The following is a 15754-nucleotide window of genomic DNA, read 5'->3' as shown; positions in this document are numbered from 1 at the left end:
TTCGACTACTGCTGTCGAATTGGCGCTAGGAGATCCAGGGGCATGCCGGCCTTCTGATGGGAATCAAGCTCGACATATCCGGGATTCGCGACGCTCGCGGGGACAGCAAACCCTTCCCGCGCATAAGGCTGGCTTTGCTCGACCGGCTTCAGCTTCATCGTCTGCAGCAGATTGCCGGATGCCGCCAGGATCTTGTACTCGGCAAACTGCGACGCGACCCGCGCCGTGTCGGCAAGGACCTGTGTATTGAACTTCGTGTTCTGCGCATCGAGCACGTCGAGCAGCGAGCGCTGACCAACCTTGAACTGCTCGCGGTAGGAACCGACGAGCTGGTTGTTGATCGAGGCCTGCTTGTTCAGGATGCCGGACAGCTCGCCGCGGCTGACGCGCTCGTTCCAAGCGGAACGGACCGACTCTTCGACCTCGCGCTGAACCTGAGCGAGATTATAGCGCTGCTCACCGGCGCGGCGGATCTGCTCCTGCTCGCGAGCAACATCGATGCCGCCCCGGTAGAGGTTCCAGCGGGCAACGACGCGGACCTGGTAGTCGTTGGTGTTGCCTTCGTCACCGTCGATATCGTTGCCGACGCGGGCAGCGCCTTCGAGGTTGACCTTCGGCATGTAGTTGGCGCGCGCGCCGCGAACACCGGCATCGGCCGCATCGACGTCGGCATTGGCCGAATAGATGCGCGGGCTGTTCTTGCCGGCAACAAAGACCGCATCGTTCAACGTCTTCGGAACATACTTGCCGACCGATGGCGGCGTCTGCGCATTGGTGATCGGCTCGCCGACGACCTGCAGGAAGCGGATCTTCGTCTGCTCGAGCTCCTCGAGCGCTTCACGCAGCCGCGCCTTGGCGGCCTGCAGACGCTCGCTGCCCTGCAGGCGGTCGGCGTCGGTCAGGGCGCCGCCCTTGATGCTCTCATCGATATCGCCGACCATCTGCGTGTGGAAGGCGACGTTCTGCTTGGCAGCAGCTACGATCTGATTCTGGAGTACATATTCCAGATAATCCTGCGTCACTTCGAGGGCGAGCGACTCAGACCGTTCAAGAACCCGAAAGGAGGCGCCATCGACGCGCGAAGCCTGCTGCTGGACCTGAGCGCGGCGGCTGCCACCATCGTAAAGTGTCTGCGTAATCGTAAGACCAACATCGCCCGGCGACAGATAGTCATGATCGTCTCTCAGCGAACCGGAGCTGGCATTCGACAAGCGACGACGGCCGATCCCGCTCTCCAGGTCTACCGATGGCAAGTATAAACCGCGCGCCTGGCGCAGTTCAAACTCCACAGCTTCACGATCCTTCGCAGCCTGCAAGATCTGCGGGTTCGTTTTCATCGTTTTTTCGATAGCCTGCTGCAGAGATATTGCATTCGCATCAGCATAAAACGAAAAACTGAAAGCAACCGTCGCAGACAATGCTGCAAAAATTCTTTTGCCTTTAAACAAGATCGATGCCCCTCAACATCAAAGATTCACCCGGCGTACCCGTATACCAAAGTCTCTTCTTCAGCAAATAAGTAACACCAATCTTTCCACATTCCAATTGCGGCCCCAAGCATTCCTGCCAAAACAGTTAATCGCGGTGGACAACTGCCTAAAGCAAGAATTTTACAGGATTTTTTAACGGGGGCTTTGCCCGAACCTGTTTATCTGGCATGACTTTCAAACGGACAAGAACCCCGATGAATTTAAGCCAGCGTTACTCTTCCGCCACAATCGTTTCAGCTCTTCGGATCGCCACCCTCGGCGCTGTCTGCTTTGCGGCTGGATCCGTCGGCGTTTTACTTATCTTAAACCTTATCGTGCCGGATCGACCATTTTTGGTAGGATTTATCGGCGCAGGCTTAATTTCACTTCTTGTTGCATTTCCGCTGCTTCTGATCTTGCAGCTCAAGGTTGGCGAGCTCAAGAAACTACAAGAAACAGTTAACTATACTGCACGTCACGACGCGGTAACGAAGACGCTGAACGGCACCGCCTTTGCAGCTGCCGTCGACCACTACATCGACCGGCGCAAGCGAATCGCAACCGATGCCGGCGGGGTGATGATCGCCGTCGTCATCGATACACTCGACGAGATCAGTCGGCGTTACGGCCCGCAATGGGCCGACACGGTCATGCAGTCGCTTGCCGCGATCATCCAGTCCTCGGTCAGAAAGGGCGATCTTGTTGCTCGCCTCGCCACCAACGAACTCGGGGTATTTCTCCCGGGTGCGACGGTCGAAAACGCCCAGGATGTCGGCACCCGTATCCGCCGACGCGTGGCCGAGGCCTCCTTCTCGGCGGAAGGCACGCCGATGACGATCGGCGTGCGCCTCGGCGGCGCGGTCTTCGAGGGAGCGACCGACTTCAATCACATCCGCCAACTGGCCGACGAAATGGCGATGGAGCGCGGCGGCGAGACCGAAGATGCCATTCCGTTGTCGCGGCTGCCGGCCGCCTGATCCGACCGATCAGTAACAACGAACAAAGGGCGTCGAAAGGCGCCCTTTGTTCGTTGAGCCCTATTGTCCCCGCGTATCCGGCGCCTCTCTTCCTTTGAGAAGAAAGGTTATGTGCGTCAAGTTCAGCAAATTGGGCGGTCATGCGGCCTGGCGCATAGCGAGCTTTTTGTGCTCTCGTAGATCGTCCATGTTGATGTAGCGATTGGCCTCCATCCAGTTTTCGTGGGTCTCAACTGCGAGGGCTCTGACGAGGCGCAAGCAGCTCTCTGCGTTTGGAAAGATGCGCACGACATAGGTCCTGCGGCGGATTTCCTCGTTGAGGCGTTCAAGCATATTGGTCGATTTCAAGTGCTTGTGATGCTGGCGTGGCAATCGGAAGAAGGTCAGCGTCTGTTCGATTGTCTCCTCGACCCAGCTGGTCAAGCGCGGATAGCGTGCCGACCACTTGGCGAGCCAGGCGGAGAGATCGGTCTTGGCTTCGTCGAGGTCGCGCCGGTCGTAGAGCCACCGCAGCTCCTGCAGGCAGTCGTCGCCATGCTTTCGTGGCAGGTGATCGAGGGCGTTGCGCAGAAAGTGCACGTAACAGCGCTGCCAGGCGGCCTCGGGAAGCGTCTCCGCGATCGCCGCCACGAGGCCGGCGTGATCGTCCGAGACCACCAGTTCCACACCCCGTAGACCGCGGCCCTTCAACTTGACGAGGAAGTCCTTCCACGCCGAGCGGCTCTCCCGGGCCGCCATTTCGACAGCCAGAATCTGCCGCCGTCCGTCCCAATCGATGCCAACGGCAACCAGCACTGCCTGGCTCATCACCACGCCAGCCTCACGGACCTTCTCATAGCGGGCATCGAGGATCAGGTAGGCAAAGGGCTCAAGAAGCGGGCGTTCCGCAAACGCCTTCAGGCTTTCGTCCAATCGCTTGTTGATCGCCGAGATTGAAGATGCCGAGAAAGCATGGCCGCAGAGTTCTTCAGTGATCGCCTTGACCTTTCTGGTCGACACCCCCTGCACATACATCTCTGCCAAGGTCGCCACCAGGGCTCGCTCGGAACGTTGATAACGTTCAAACAGTTCGGTGGAAAAGTGTCCCGAGCGATCTTGCGGAACACGCAGTTCAAGCTTGCCAACGCGGGTGATCAACGTTCGGCCATAGTGGCCTGAGCGGTATCCGAGCCGGTCCGGTGTGCGCTCGCTTTTGCCAGCTCCAAGCGCCTCGTCCATCTCCGCTTCCAGAACTTCCTGCATCACGGCGCGGATCACTTCACGCAAGCCGTCAGGGTTCGATAGCAAAATCTCTTTCACTGCAGCACTGGCTGTCTTACCATCGGTCTTGGTCATGGTGGCGTTCCCTCCGGGGAATAGGTGACGTTGAACATCACCAGTCTGCCATGGCCGCCTTCTTTAGGAAATTTGCAGAACCTTCAGCACTCTACCAGAAGAAAAGCTGCCTGCGGCCGTGCACCTGACGGGAGACCTGGATCATCTCCAAGCCCGGCCGAGGAACCGCTCGGCAACATAATAGACGCAAGAGGATGGGTAATCCGACCTGTGGAAGATTGCCCAAACCGATCCTGGAAGGCAGAAGATGCGCCGATAAAGCCACCTTTTCTTCCGAGGTTGAGCGCGCCTCGGTCGCCCGTGACCGGGCCGGTCTCGCTAGAGTCGTCGTCCGAGCCAGAGCTGACTTCGGTCCCCTTCGCGAAAGCGGCGGCGAATGACCGTGCGGGGACAGCAGCAAAAGACGGTACCAGAACGCAGAAAAGGCCCCGAAGAAGGGCCTTTCCTTTGCTGATTTGCGCGAACTCAGCCGACGTGCGGTGCCGTCGTGGTGTCGTGCTTGTCGTCGAAGAGGATCTTGACCGCTTCCGTGGTGTTCTGGAGAACCGCCACATCGTGCCAGCCGCCATTGGCGTTGACGCTGACCACGGTATCCGCACCGCTGACCGTCGTCTTGACGCTGGCGAGTGCCTCTGCCTCACTCGCCTGGTGGCCGAGCAGGCTGTCGAGGAGCTTCGACACATCGAGGGTGTCGCCTTCGCTTGCCTTGAAATCGGTGATGACATCGGCGAGCTTGACGTCGTTCAGGGCATCCGCGTCTAGGACGAAGGTGTCAGCCCCTGCCCCGCCCGATATCGTGAACATGCCGCCGCTGCCCGACAGGACGTCGTCGCCGTCGCTACCGATCAGCGAATAGGCATTGCTGCTATTGCCACCGAGCGACGTATCGAAGGCAACCTCGACGAAGTGGTCGGTCGCGCCGTCTGTCAGGGTGTAATCGCCTTCGGCGAGGATCGACTGGCCGTTGATCTCCGCGTTGGAGGCGCTAGCGTCGAGCGAGATGCTGCTGATCGAATGATCCGCCAGGCTCGAAAGCTCGCCGCTATCGGTGATGCCGTTATGGTTCAGGTCCTGCCAGACAGTGAGCTTCGAGAAGACCTCGTCGGTCGCATCGATCTTGCCGTCATTGTTGCTGTCAAGCGCCGCCAGCGCCGCCAGGCCGTCGACATAGGTCCCGCCGGCAAAGTGCGGTGAGAAGATCTCGCTGCCATTGTCGATCTTGCCGTTGCCATCGACATCGAGCGCCAGGATGCCGTCGGTGCCTGTCGTCCAGGCGATCTGGTCCTTGTGACCGTCGGCATTGATATCGAACTGGACGCCCTGATCGAGCGAGGTGAGCGCGACGCCATTGTGGTCGAGGTCGAGGACGATGGGGTCGATGTGGCTGTTGCCGATCAACGTCGCAAGGCTGGTCCCGCCGCTGGTCAGGTTGACGTTCTGCAGATCGACCAGGATGTCCTTGCTCGCATCGGGGGTGTCCCCAACCTGTTCATAGATAAAGGTATGGGCAGTACCGCCGATCGTCGCCGTGAAGGCGACTGTCGCTCCCGCGTTGCCCATATCGTTGTTGTGCAGATACTGCACCACCGCCGCGACCTGGCTCGCCGACGACAACGTCACCACATTGTTGGAGGCGTTTTCGAAAGTGATGATGCCGTTCGTGATGCTGTGCTTGCTGATCTGAGAGCTACTTATTGTCAGCGACGAGTTCGTACCGTCGACCCAACCGCTAGTATTTCCGGCGGCAAATGGTGTACCAGCGAGGTTGAGGATATCAGCCGTCGTATCGAAGTCGGTGACGATGTCGTAGCCAGATATAGTCCCGTTGTCTCCGTTGCCGCCGGTGGTGCCGAGCGACTCGCCACTGCCGATGACGAACGTATCCGCGCCACTGCCGCCGGTCAGGGTGTCAGCGTCAGCTCCGCCGGTCAGGATGTCGTTACCGATACCACCGTTGAGGATGTCATGGTCCTGCCGGCCGTACAGCATATCGTTGCCGCCGCTGCCGGTGAGCACGTCCTCGCCGGACGTCCCGTAGATGGTATCGGCCAGAGTCGTGTTGCCGGTGACCGGGATGCCCGGGTCGCCGGGGTTATGAGTGAAGAAGTCGAACGTTACCGTGCGGGCCTGGAAGTTGCCGCCGTTATTGTCGGTGTAGACCAGCGTCCAAGTGTTCCCGGCTGCCGGGGGGTTGTCAATCAGGTAGCTCGCCAGGGTCGTGGAGGTGGCGTTGCCGGCAGCGTCCAGCAGATAGATGTGGTCGTAGTCGACCGTCGCCTTCATCAGTCCGGTTGCCGAGTCGTAGAACCAGCTCTGCTCAAACGTCCCTGCCGACCGGTCGTCCTCGACGACGGCGAAATGGTTCGCGCCGATGCGGATCTCCACCTGGACTTCTTGTTCGCGCGCCGACCCGGCCGAGCCGTCACCAAAAGCCCCGGGGTTTTGTTCGCCAGCGGGGATGGGCGTGTCGAACGGGGACTTCTGAAAATCCGTATAGACCACGACCGTCGAACCATGCGGATCCGCGAGGATGCCGTTGACCGTTCCCTGCGACAGCGTCAGCGTCTGGGTCTGATCGTTGCCCGAGTTCAGCGGGCTGCCGCCACTGCCGATCTGCTGGACATCCGAAGGCAGGCTCGTCGGCGGGACTTCGTGAATCCCGACGCTCTGAGTGATATGCACGGTGCCGTCATAGACGTCGAGCTTCAGCGTCAGGTTCTGCGCGTCGGTCTGGCTCGATGTCGGCCGATAGACCACACTGTCAAGCAGGTTGATGCCGTGGGCGAGATCATAGAGCGTTACCCCCGCCGTGAGGGCGACATAGCCGCTGCCGGCGTTATAGAACACGCCCGTGGGAACTGTGCCGGACACCTTCACGACCAGGTTGTTGTGGTCGGCATCGGTCGGCGCTTCGATGTGCAGCGGATACCCGTTGGGATAGCTCGGTGCACCTGACGTGTACTGAGCCGGATCGCTCGACAGCCAGTTTTCGGAGTCGACGACGGTTGGCGGGCTATTGACCGTGGTATTGGTCGAACCGGTCGTGAGCAGGCTCTCATACTCGTTCTGCCCGGTGACCGAGGTGATCGAGTTGCTGATCGAGCCGGAATAGCTGTCCGCACCGAAATGCAGGTCGACCGTTACCGAGGTCTGGCCTTGCGGCAGTGTGATCGTGCCGCCGTGGGCAAGTGTGAACACGAGGCCCTCGGCATCCAGCGGCGCGATGGGGCCCGTGGGGCCGGACAGCGTGATCGTATACGATATCGTGAAAACACCGTCGCTGTAGGTAGCGTTCCCTGCGGTGAGCGTCGCTGTGACGGCGTCGATCGTGTCGGTGACCGTCGCGGTCGCCGGCGTCGTGTCGGGAACGAGGTTTTCGAAGCCGCCGGTTGCGCTAATAATCTTCGCCGTCAGGCTCGACGGGTCCGTGTAGACGTCCTCGCCATTGCCGGCGGCAATCGTCAGCGTGCCGGTGGTCTGGCCGTTGCCGATGGTGATATCGCCCTGGTCGGTGTGGACAGTCGTGATGCCCTGCGAGGCGCTCGACAGCGTCGCGGTGAAGACGAAGTTGGCGCTAGCACCTTCCTGCTGGGTCGAGGCGGTGAGACTTACGGTCGTGGTATCGATCGTGTCAGTGACCTGCGCGGTCGCCGAGGCGGTGCCAATCTGCAGGTCTTCGAAGTTACCGCCCGAGGCGCTGGTGATCGTTACCGTCTTCGTAGAGGCGTCGCTGTAGACGTCCTCGCCATTGCCGGCGGCAATCGTCAGCGTGCCGGTGGTCTGGCCGTTGCCGATGGTGATATCGCCCTGGTCGGTGTGGACAGTCGTGATGCCCTGCGAGGCGCTCGACAGCGTCGCGGTGAAGACGAAGTTGGCGCTAGCACCTTCCTGCTGGGTCGAGGCGGTGAGACTTACGGTCGTGGTATCGATCGTGTCGGTGACCTGCGCGGTCGCCGAGGCGGTGCCAATCTGCAGGTCTTCGAAGTTACCGCCCGAGGCGCTGGTGATCGTCACCGTCTTCGTAGAGGCGTCGCTGTAGACGTCCTCGCCATTGCCGGCGGCAATCGTCAGCGTGCCGGTGGTCTGGCCGTTGCCGATGGTGATATCGCCCTGGTCGGTGTGGACAGTCGTGATGCCCTGCGAGGCGCTCGACAGCGTCGCGGTGAAGACGAAGTTGGCGCTAGCACCTTCCTGCTGGGTCGAGGCGGTGAGACTTACGGTCGTGGTATCGATCGTGTCAGTGACCTGCGCGGTCGCCGAGGCGGTGCCAATCTGCAGGTCTTCGAAGTTACCGCCCGAGGCGCTGGTGATCGTCACCGTCTTCGTAGAGGCGTCGCTGTAGACGTCCTCGCCATTGCCGGCGGCAATCGTCAGCGTGCCGGTGGTCTGGCCGTTGCCGATGGTGATATCGCCCTGGTCGGTGTGGACAGTCGTGATGCCCTGCGAGGCGCTCGACAGCGTCGCGGTGAAGACGAAGTTGGCGCTAGCACCTTCCTGCTGGGTCGAGGCGGTGAGACTTACGGTCGTGGTATCGATCGTGTCAGTGACCTGCGCGGTCGCCGAGGCGGTGCCAATCTGCAGGTCTTCGAAGTTACCGCCCGAGGCGCTGGTGATCGTCACCGTCTTCGTAGAGGCGTCGCTGTAGACGTCCTCGCCATTGCCGGCGGCAATCGTCAGCGTGCCGGTGGTCTGGCCGTTGCCGATGGTGATATCGCCCTGGTCGGTGTGGACAGTCGTGATGCCCTGCGAGGCGCTCGACAGCGTCGCGGTGAAGACGAAGTTGGCGCTAGCACCTTCCTGCTGGGTCGAGGCGGTGAGACTTACGGTCGTGGTATCGATCGTGTCAGTGACCTGCGCGGTCGCCGAGGCGGTGCCAATCTGCAGGTCTTCGAAGTTACCGCCCGAGGCGCTGGTGATCGTCACCGTCTTCGTAGAGGCGTCGCTGTAGACGTCCTCGCCATTGCCGGCGGCAATCGTCAGCGTGCCGGTGGTCTGGCCGTTGCCGATGGTGATATCGCCCTGGTCGGTGTGGACAGTCGTGATGCCCTGCGAGGCGCTCGACAGCGTCGCGGTGAAGACGAAGTTGGCGCTAGCACCTTCCTGCTGGGTCGAGGCGGTGAGACTTACGGTCGTGGTATCGATCGTGTCAGTGACCTGCGCGGTCGCCGAGGCGGTGCCAATCTGCAGGTCTTCGAAGTTACCGCCCGAGGCGCTGGTGATCGTCACCGTCTTCGTAGAGGCGTCGCTGTAGACGTCCTCGCCATTGCCGGCGGCAATCGTCAGCGTGCCGGTGGTCTGGCCGTTGCCGATGGTGATATCGCCCTGGTCGGTGTGGACAGTCGTGATGCCCTGCGAGGCGCTCGACAGCGTCGCGGTGAAGACGAAGTTGGCGCTAGCACCTTCCTGCTGGGTCGAGGCGGTGAGACTTACGGTCGTGGTATCGATCGTGTCAGTGACCTGCGCGGTCGCCGAGGCGGTGCCAATCTGCAGGTCTTCGAAGTTACCGCCCGAGGCGCTGGTGATCGTCACCGTCTTCGTAGAGGCGTCGCTGTAGACGTCCTCGCCATTGCCGGCGGCAATCGTCAGCGTGCCGGTGGTCTGGCCGTTGCCGATGGTGATATCGCCCTGGTCGGTGTGGACAGTCGTGATGCCCTGCGAGGCGCTCGACAGCGTCGCGGTGAAGACGAAGTTGGCGCTAGCACCTTCCTGCTGGGTCGAGGCGGTGAGACTTACGGTCGTGGTATCGATCGTGTCAGTGGCGTTGAACGAGATACTCGCCGACGAGGTATCGCCGTCGCCGTCCTTCACCGTGTAGGTGAAGCTGGACGAACCGCCGTCCTGGTAGATCGTGTTCGACTGGGCGGTGAACTGATAGCTGCCGTCGGCCTTCACCTGCAGCGTGCCGTGCTGCACGCTGAACTGCTGCGACCAGCCGTCATTGCCGAAGACCAGGTTGGAGCCGTTGATCTGCGTGACTGTCGCGCCATCCGCGCCCTTGACGAAGTCGAGGGTGCCGGTGGTAACCGCGCCCTCAGCAACGTTCTGCTGGGCCTCGTTGCTGGCGTCCGGGCCGTCGTCGTTGATGGCAATCGTCAGCGTGCCGTTGGCACTGTCGCCATCGGTGTCCGTAACGGTGATGCCATAATTGGCGAGAACCTGGTCGGCCGCGCCGGTGTGGTTATGGTCGCTGTGGGCGGTGTTGTCGGCAAGCGTGAATTTGTAGGAGACCTCGTGGGTCGCGGCGTTGTAGCCGGTGATCACCAGCGTTCCGAGAGCCGAGCCGCCCGTGACGATGATGGGCGACTGCGCCGAGGCATTAAGTTGCGCGAGGGTGATCGTATTCGTGCCGATCTGAAGCGTGGCGAGCCCATCTGGCGCAGTGATGGTGAAGCTGCCGGTGGTGGTCAGCGCCGCCGAGTCCGGCGACGAGCCCCCGGGCAGATTGGCCTCCGAAACCACAGCGTCGCTGTTCGAGGCGGCAGTGTGGAGATCGCCGATCGTCACGCCCTTGTCCGAAATCGAGATCGTCAGCGTGGCCTGCGAGCTATCGCCGTCGCCATCGGTAAGCGTGTAGCGGAAAACGTCGCTGTCAGTGACCGGCGAGCCGTCGGTGCGATGATAGGCGTAGCTGCCGTCCGCATGCAGTTCCAGCGTGCCGTACTGGCCGTGGATCGTTAGGACGCCGCCGGCATTCGTCGCTGTATGACTCGGCGCGTTGTTGCTGGTGACCCCCGTGACCGTTGCGCCGTCGGTGCCGACCGTATCCTTGCCGGCAGCATCGGTAATGACGTTGCCGCTGGCCTCCAAGTCGGAGACGCTCTGGGTGTCGTTCACCGCCAGCGGAGCGTCGTCCTGGAATTGCACCTTGAGCGCCACCGGGGACACGGCGCTGGCCGTGTCGCCGTCGGTGTCGGTCAGGGTTCCCTTGATGTGAAGGTCGGCCGCCACGGTGGCGATGTCGTCATAGGCGCCGTTAACGTTGCTGGAGTCCGCCACGTCGTTGTGGATCGCCTGGTACTGCGCGATCCAGATATGGCCGGCATTGTCGACATAAACCTTGAAGACTTGGTTGGCCGAAGGATCGATGCCGGTATAGCCGACCAGTGCGCCGCTGCTGTCGGTGGCCAGAGTGATCGCGAGGCCGGTTGTCGTGGTCAGGCCGGAATTGGCACCGTCGAAGCCGTTGCCGTTCGCATCCGTGACCGCAAAGGTCCAGGCGCCGCCGCCCGAGGCGTTATGGTCGGCACCGACCGTGCCGTTGAACAGGGCGGTGAACGCGCCGTTGGTAGTGAGCACGCTCTCGGCCGACTCGGCATAGCCGATGGCATTGGCCGAGTAGATCACGCTGTAGGCGTCAGTCCCGAAGTCCGGCGCGGCGTGATCGTTCGACACGTTGGGATCGGCCGCAGTGTTAGTCCCGGTGCTCTCGTCTTGACTGACGGTGAAGGCCTCCGTCGTCGTCGTTACCGTTACGGTGGTAACCGCGGTTTCGATACCCGAGATACGGAACTTGCCGCCAGTGAAGCTGTTCGCTCCGTCGTCAACATTGGCGTAGTTGGCGACCTCGATGGTGTCGAACACAGTGCCGGTCGTTGCGGAATGGACGGTAACGACGTCGCCGTCGTGAATTCCAGTGATCACATAGCCGTTGGTGACCACCGTCACGTTGGCGCTGTGACCGTTCACCTCGAAAGTCAGACCAACGAGGCTGCCGCCCGAGCCCCCATTGGTCGCATTGACGAAGACGGAGGCCGTCGACTTGCTTGCTCCGCTCACATCGACCGTGAAGGAAGCCTCGGAATAGGTCTCGCGTCCACCGACAAAGGTATTGGTGTTGAGGTCGAGGTTGTGGCCGAACTGTACCAGCACATATTGTGCGTCAGTCTTCTTAGAGGCGCCTTCGATCCAAGCATTGTCAACGCCGACTTCACCCTTAGTCGTGTTAACGGAGTGCCCGTCCGCCGTGGTCAACAGCAGATCGTGCCCGCCCTGGCCCACACCGCGCACCGCGACGTTGCCGGCGTGCAAGCTATAGTCGTTCGTTTCTGTGTCAGTATCGGTGTGACTCGTCTCGATCGCGTCGCGCGCCGAGAGGACTGGCATGTCGTCGATCACATTGATGACGAAGCTGCTGCCGCCCAGTGTGACACTGTCGCCATCGAAGTCCGTATATTTGACGAGGTTCGAGAGATCGAGCGCCAGCACGCTCTCTACATTGTTATCGCTATGGTCGAGATTGTTGAGCAGCGTGAAGTTCCAGTGGCCGTCGTCATAGACGGCCAGCGTGAATACGTCGTTCCCTTCAATGCCCGTGCCGGCAGTAATGGTCTGGTAGTGGCCATTGGCGTCGGTGCCTTCCGTGACCGAGGTCACCGAAACGGCGCTGCCGCCCGAGGTGACGGAATCGCCGCCATCGGTCTTGATATCGTCGCCAACCAGGTTCGAGTTGAACGAGAAATGGCCACCTTCGTCGGCGCCCTTGACCAGCGCCTTGAGCGAAGCGGCGTCGCCGCTGGCAGTGGCAGTCGTCATGTCGGAGTCGCCGGACGTGTCCTGGTCCAGGCTGCCGAAGGTGTCCTCATTGCCGCTCGCACCGGCGATCTGCTCCTCTTCCACCGTGCCGCCGGCCTGAACGTTATGGAAGGCCTCGGGGACGTCGTCCCGGATGGTGATTGTCAAGCCGCCGTCGAGCGTGATGCTGTCGCCATCGCCGTCGGTCGCCTGGATTAGGCTGCCGAAATCGATGGAGGAGGCGTTGCTGCCCTGCAGGTCGGTATTCTGGCCCTGGGCGGTATCGTGGTCGAGCTGGTCGAACAGGTCGAAGGTATAGTGACCGTCATTGGTCAGGTTCAGCGAGAAGACGACCCGGTCGGCCCCTTCGCCACCCGCATGTGCGGTAAGAACGCCGTCGGCGACCTGGTAGGTTAGCGCGTCGCCATGCGAGGAAAGGTGAAGCGCGCCGAGCGCCGCCTGGATGGCGCCTTCACCGACAAAGGAGAAGCCGTCCATGCCGTCGCTGCCGAAGTTTACCACGCTCGCCAGCGAGCCCGTGACTTCTGCGGTGCCCGGCTGGTTCTGGGTCGGCAGGCCCGTGTAGGAACCGTCGAAATTGCCGTCATTCGGGCTGGTGCCGTGCGAAAGCAAGGTGTCGATGTCGTCTTCATCGACAGTAATCGGCTTCTGCCCGGACAGGTTGATCGTCGGGCCATCGTCCTGGAAGCTGAAATAGCTGGTGCCGCCGCTGTCTTGGCCCGCCGTGTGCGAGATCAGCTCGATGCTGGCGGATTGCGAAACCATGTCGCCATCGGCATCGGTGCGGGTGACGGTATCGGTCAGCTTGATGACCGCATCGCTGTCGCCCGTAAGGAAGAGCTGGGTCGCCTCGTCGAAGCGCGAATGATCGGGCTGTTCGATCGCCTCATAGAGTGTGGTCTGGAGCTGGTTGTTCACGATGGCGATGGTGAACGCGACATGGCCCGCAGCGTCGATGCCGACTAGGCTCGTGTGGCTCGCGTCGGCATAGAACAACTTGATCACATCGTCCGGATGTGCGGTGGCGGTCAGGTTAGTCGCGACGCCGCCGGATAAGTTGGTCGCAATGGCGCTCTCCGTGAACGTCGCGACCGTGAGGCCGTCGCCAATCAGGGTCAGCGCATGCGCGGTCGTGCCCGGGCCATCGGCACCATAGGTGCTGTGGCTGCCGTCGATCGAGAACAGAGAGGTCAGCCCGCCGCTGCCCGGCGCGATATCGGTCGTCACGCGCCCGAGCCAGACATTGCCCTCCTGCAGGTTCGGGTCGGAATCGTTCAGGTCCTGCGAGCTGTAGTGGTCGGGGCCGAAGCCCGTCTCATCGACGACGACCTCGTGGCTTGCGAGCACCGAGGCAGCATCGTCGTTCGCGATCACCTCGATATGCGGCGAGTCGTCGTTGACGACGACCCTCACTTCACCCGTCTGCGTGTCACCGTCATAGTCGGTCAGCGTGTAGTTGAGGTGCAGGGTAATGTTGTCTTCGAAGGCGTGCGACTCGTCGTTCGAGCTCCGGTCGAACGTGAAGGCCGGGTCGTTGCCCTGCGTCACCGGATGGTTCAACGCATGCAGCAATTCAAAGTCGAAGCTGCCGTCGGTCTGGTTGATATTGAAAAGCTTGAGGGCTGAGTTGCTGTCATTGACTGCCTGACCCTCCGTCGCCCAGGTCGCGTAGAGCACGTTATGGGCCGCGTCCCAGTAATAGTGGAGTTCGGTCGCCTGACCATTGAGGTCAACGGTGATCGCAACCGGCGACTCGCTACCCTCGACATCACCCGTGACCGTGCCGGTCATCTGGGCGAAGGAAACGCTGACGGCGGTCGTGTCGTGCGGGTTCGCGCCGTCAGCGCCGAGCGGCAGATAGCCGTGGAAGGTCGACGAGTCCGCATGGCCGCTGCCGTCATTGACGGCGCTGTCGCCGGGTGCGTAGGCCGGATTACCGCTCGGGAAACCGCTTTCGTCGACTTCCAGCTCGACCGGCATCAGCGCCTGTGGGGCGTCGTCATGCACCGGGATGATGAGGATGTCGCCGGTAAGGTGCTGGGTGTGGTCAGCTCCGTCGCTCGCCAGCAGCGCCTGCGTCAGGTTGAGCGAGAGCACGTTGCCTTCACCGGCGGCGGTGTGATCAAGCTGATCGTTCAGCGTGAACGTGTAGTGGCCGTCCGAGCTCACCGCGAGGCGGAAGATCAGGCGGGCAGGCATGTCGCCGTTGGCGTCGGTCCAACCTTCGATCGTGTGCGCATCGACGTAGTGGAAGTGCACGTCCTCGCCGATCGAAGTGACGACGTTGTCGTTTGCGTCGCGCACGAGGTCGCTGGTGTTGAAAACCGAGAACTGGGGCGCACCCTGCAAATCCCCGGTCACAACGACGCCGTGGCCGTCGTTGGCCTCGGCATGGTTGGCGCCATCATAGGAGAAGGCCGTGCCCCAGCCGGCGAGCGAGGAACCGAGTGAGCCGCCCGCTGGCAGGTGCGATTCGTAGGCGTCGCCGCCGAGCGATGACGTGACATCGAAGCCCGTGTTGGGCAGCGTGGGCGTGTCGACGCTCGGCGAGTTCGCGGCCAGAAGATTGCCGCTGCCGCTGTCGCGGCCGCCGAAGAGGCGGCCGGGCTGCCCATCCGGCTGGTCCGTGGGCGGTAGAAGGTCCGCTATCAGCGGCGGCAGATGGGGAGGCTGCTGGATCGTGTCGAAGTTGCCGCCTGAGCTTGGTGCGGAAGCGCTCGCCGTATAGGAACCGTCGGGACCAGCCGCGACGTTGATGTTGCTCTGCTCGAGGGCAGCGATCACGGCCTGCTGCGGCAGTTCGACTTCGCCGAGCAGGAAGGTCGGCACGTGGAGGGCGCCGTTGACGATGACAATCTCCGTGCCATCGGCCTGGACCAGAACGAGATTGTTGCCTTCAACACGGATGTCGTCGATCGACACGTCAGCCGGCAGATGGGCGACGTTGTTCTGATCCGGGACGATTTCGGCCGGATGGGCGTTGGCAGCTACGATCTGCGGAGCCGCCGGCACGCGGTCGGTCTTCTCAGGCTGCTGGCTATTATCGGCCTGCGCGACCTCGACGCCCTGCCGGGCGGAAGTCTCAATACTTGCATCTTCATGAATGTCCTGGCGGAAGTCGTGCGAGACGTTTTCGCTTGAAATAGCGGAAATGCGCGGATCTTCGATAGACATAACAAAACAACCCCAATGAGAAACTGGGGCCAATCAATTACGCAGAAGAGCCAAAAGCAATACTTACAGCCGCTTCAGACATAGCCGGTTATGCATCCACCCAAAAATGTTTTAGGAAGAGTTAACAGCGGCGGGCCGAACATCGCCGGAAACGCTAAAATTCTAATAAAATTAATGAAATACAAACGTGCCAGCATAGCGGCGGCGCGCCCTCGGCGCTCGATTCGATGTCCGCGCCACACTGGATCACATTCCATCAGCCGGCTT

The 15754-nt window shown here is 61.5% G+C and carries 4 protein-coding genes; 1 reads left to right on the top strand and 3 read right to left on the bottom strand.

The genetic code is table 11. From position 1 onward, the window contains the following. Nucleotides 1-5: 5 nt before the first annotated feature. A complete protein-coding gene (locus NBG89_RS03445; protein WP_431322767.1) occupies nucleotides 6-1367 on the bottom strand; it encodes a TolC family outer membrane protein in 1362 nt (453 codons plus the stop codon). 455 nt (nucleotides 1368-1822) lie between these two features. Here NBG89_RS03445 and NBG89_RS03440 point away from each other — a divergent pair, with 455 nt between their 5' ends. Further along, on the top strand, nucleotides 1823-2446 hold the full coding sequence (locus tag NBG89_RS03440) for a GGDEF domain-containing protein (protein WP_431321731.1): 624 nt from the start codon (nucleotides 1823-1825) through the stop codon (nucleotides 2444-2446). A 138-nt stretch (nucleotides 2447-2584) separates the two neighbouring features. On the opposite strand, the gene NBG89_RS03435 is transcribed toward NBG89_RS03440, so the two are convergent. Both NBG89_RS03435 and NBG89_RS03430 read right to left on the bottom strand, forming a co-directional pair. Next, on the bottom strand, nucleotides 2585-3781 hold the full coding sequence (locus NBG89_RS03435) for an IS256 family transposase (RefSeq protein ID WP_431321730.1): 1197 nt from the start codon (nucleotides 3779-3781) through the stop codon (nucleotides 2585-2587). A gap of 465 nt (nucleotides 3782-4246) precedes the next feature. Beyond that, on the bottom strand, nucleotides 4247-15487 hold the full coding sequence (locus NBG89_RS03430; protein WP_431321729.1) for an immunoglobulin-like domain-containing protein: 11241 nt from the start codon (nucleotides 15485-15487) through the stop codon (nucleotides 4247-4249). Nucleotides 15488-15754: the final 267 nt, after the last annotated feature.

This window comes from Rhizobium sp. YTU87027, from assembly GCF_050644135.1.
In the GTDB taxonomy this organism is placed as follows: domain Bacteria; phylum Pseudomonadota; class Alphaproteobacteria; order Rhizobiales; family Rhizobiaceae; genus Rhizobium.
This window is presented reverse-complemented; position numbering and strand designations above follow the sequence as displayed.

Coding starts and splice junctions, on each gene's coding strand:
- NBG89_RS03435 (WP_431321730.1), bottom strand. CDS start 3,781: ATGACCAAGACCGATGGTAAGACAGCCAGTGCTGCAGTGAAAGAGATT.
- NBG89_RS03430 (WP_431321729.1), bottom strand. CDS start 15,487: ATGTCTATCGAAGATCCGCGCATTTCCGCTATTTCAAGCGAAAACGTC.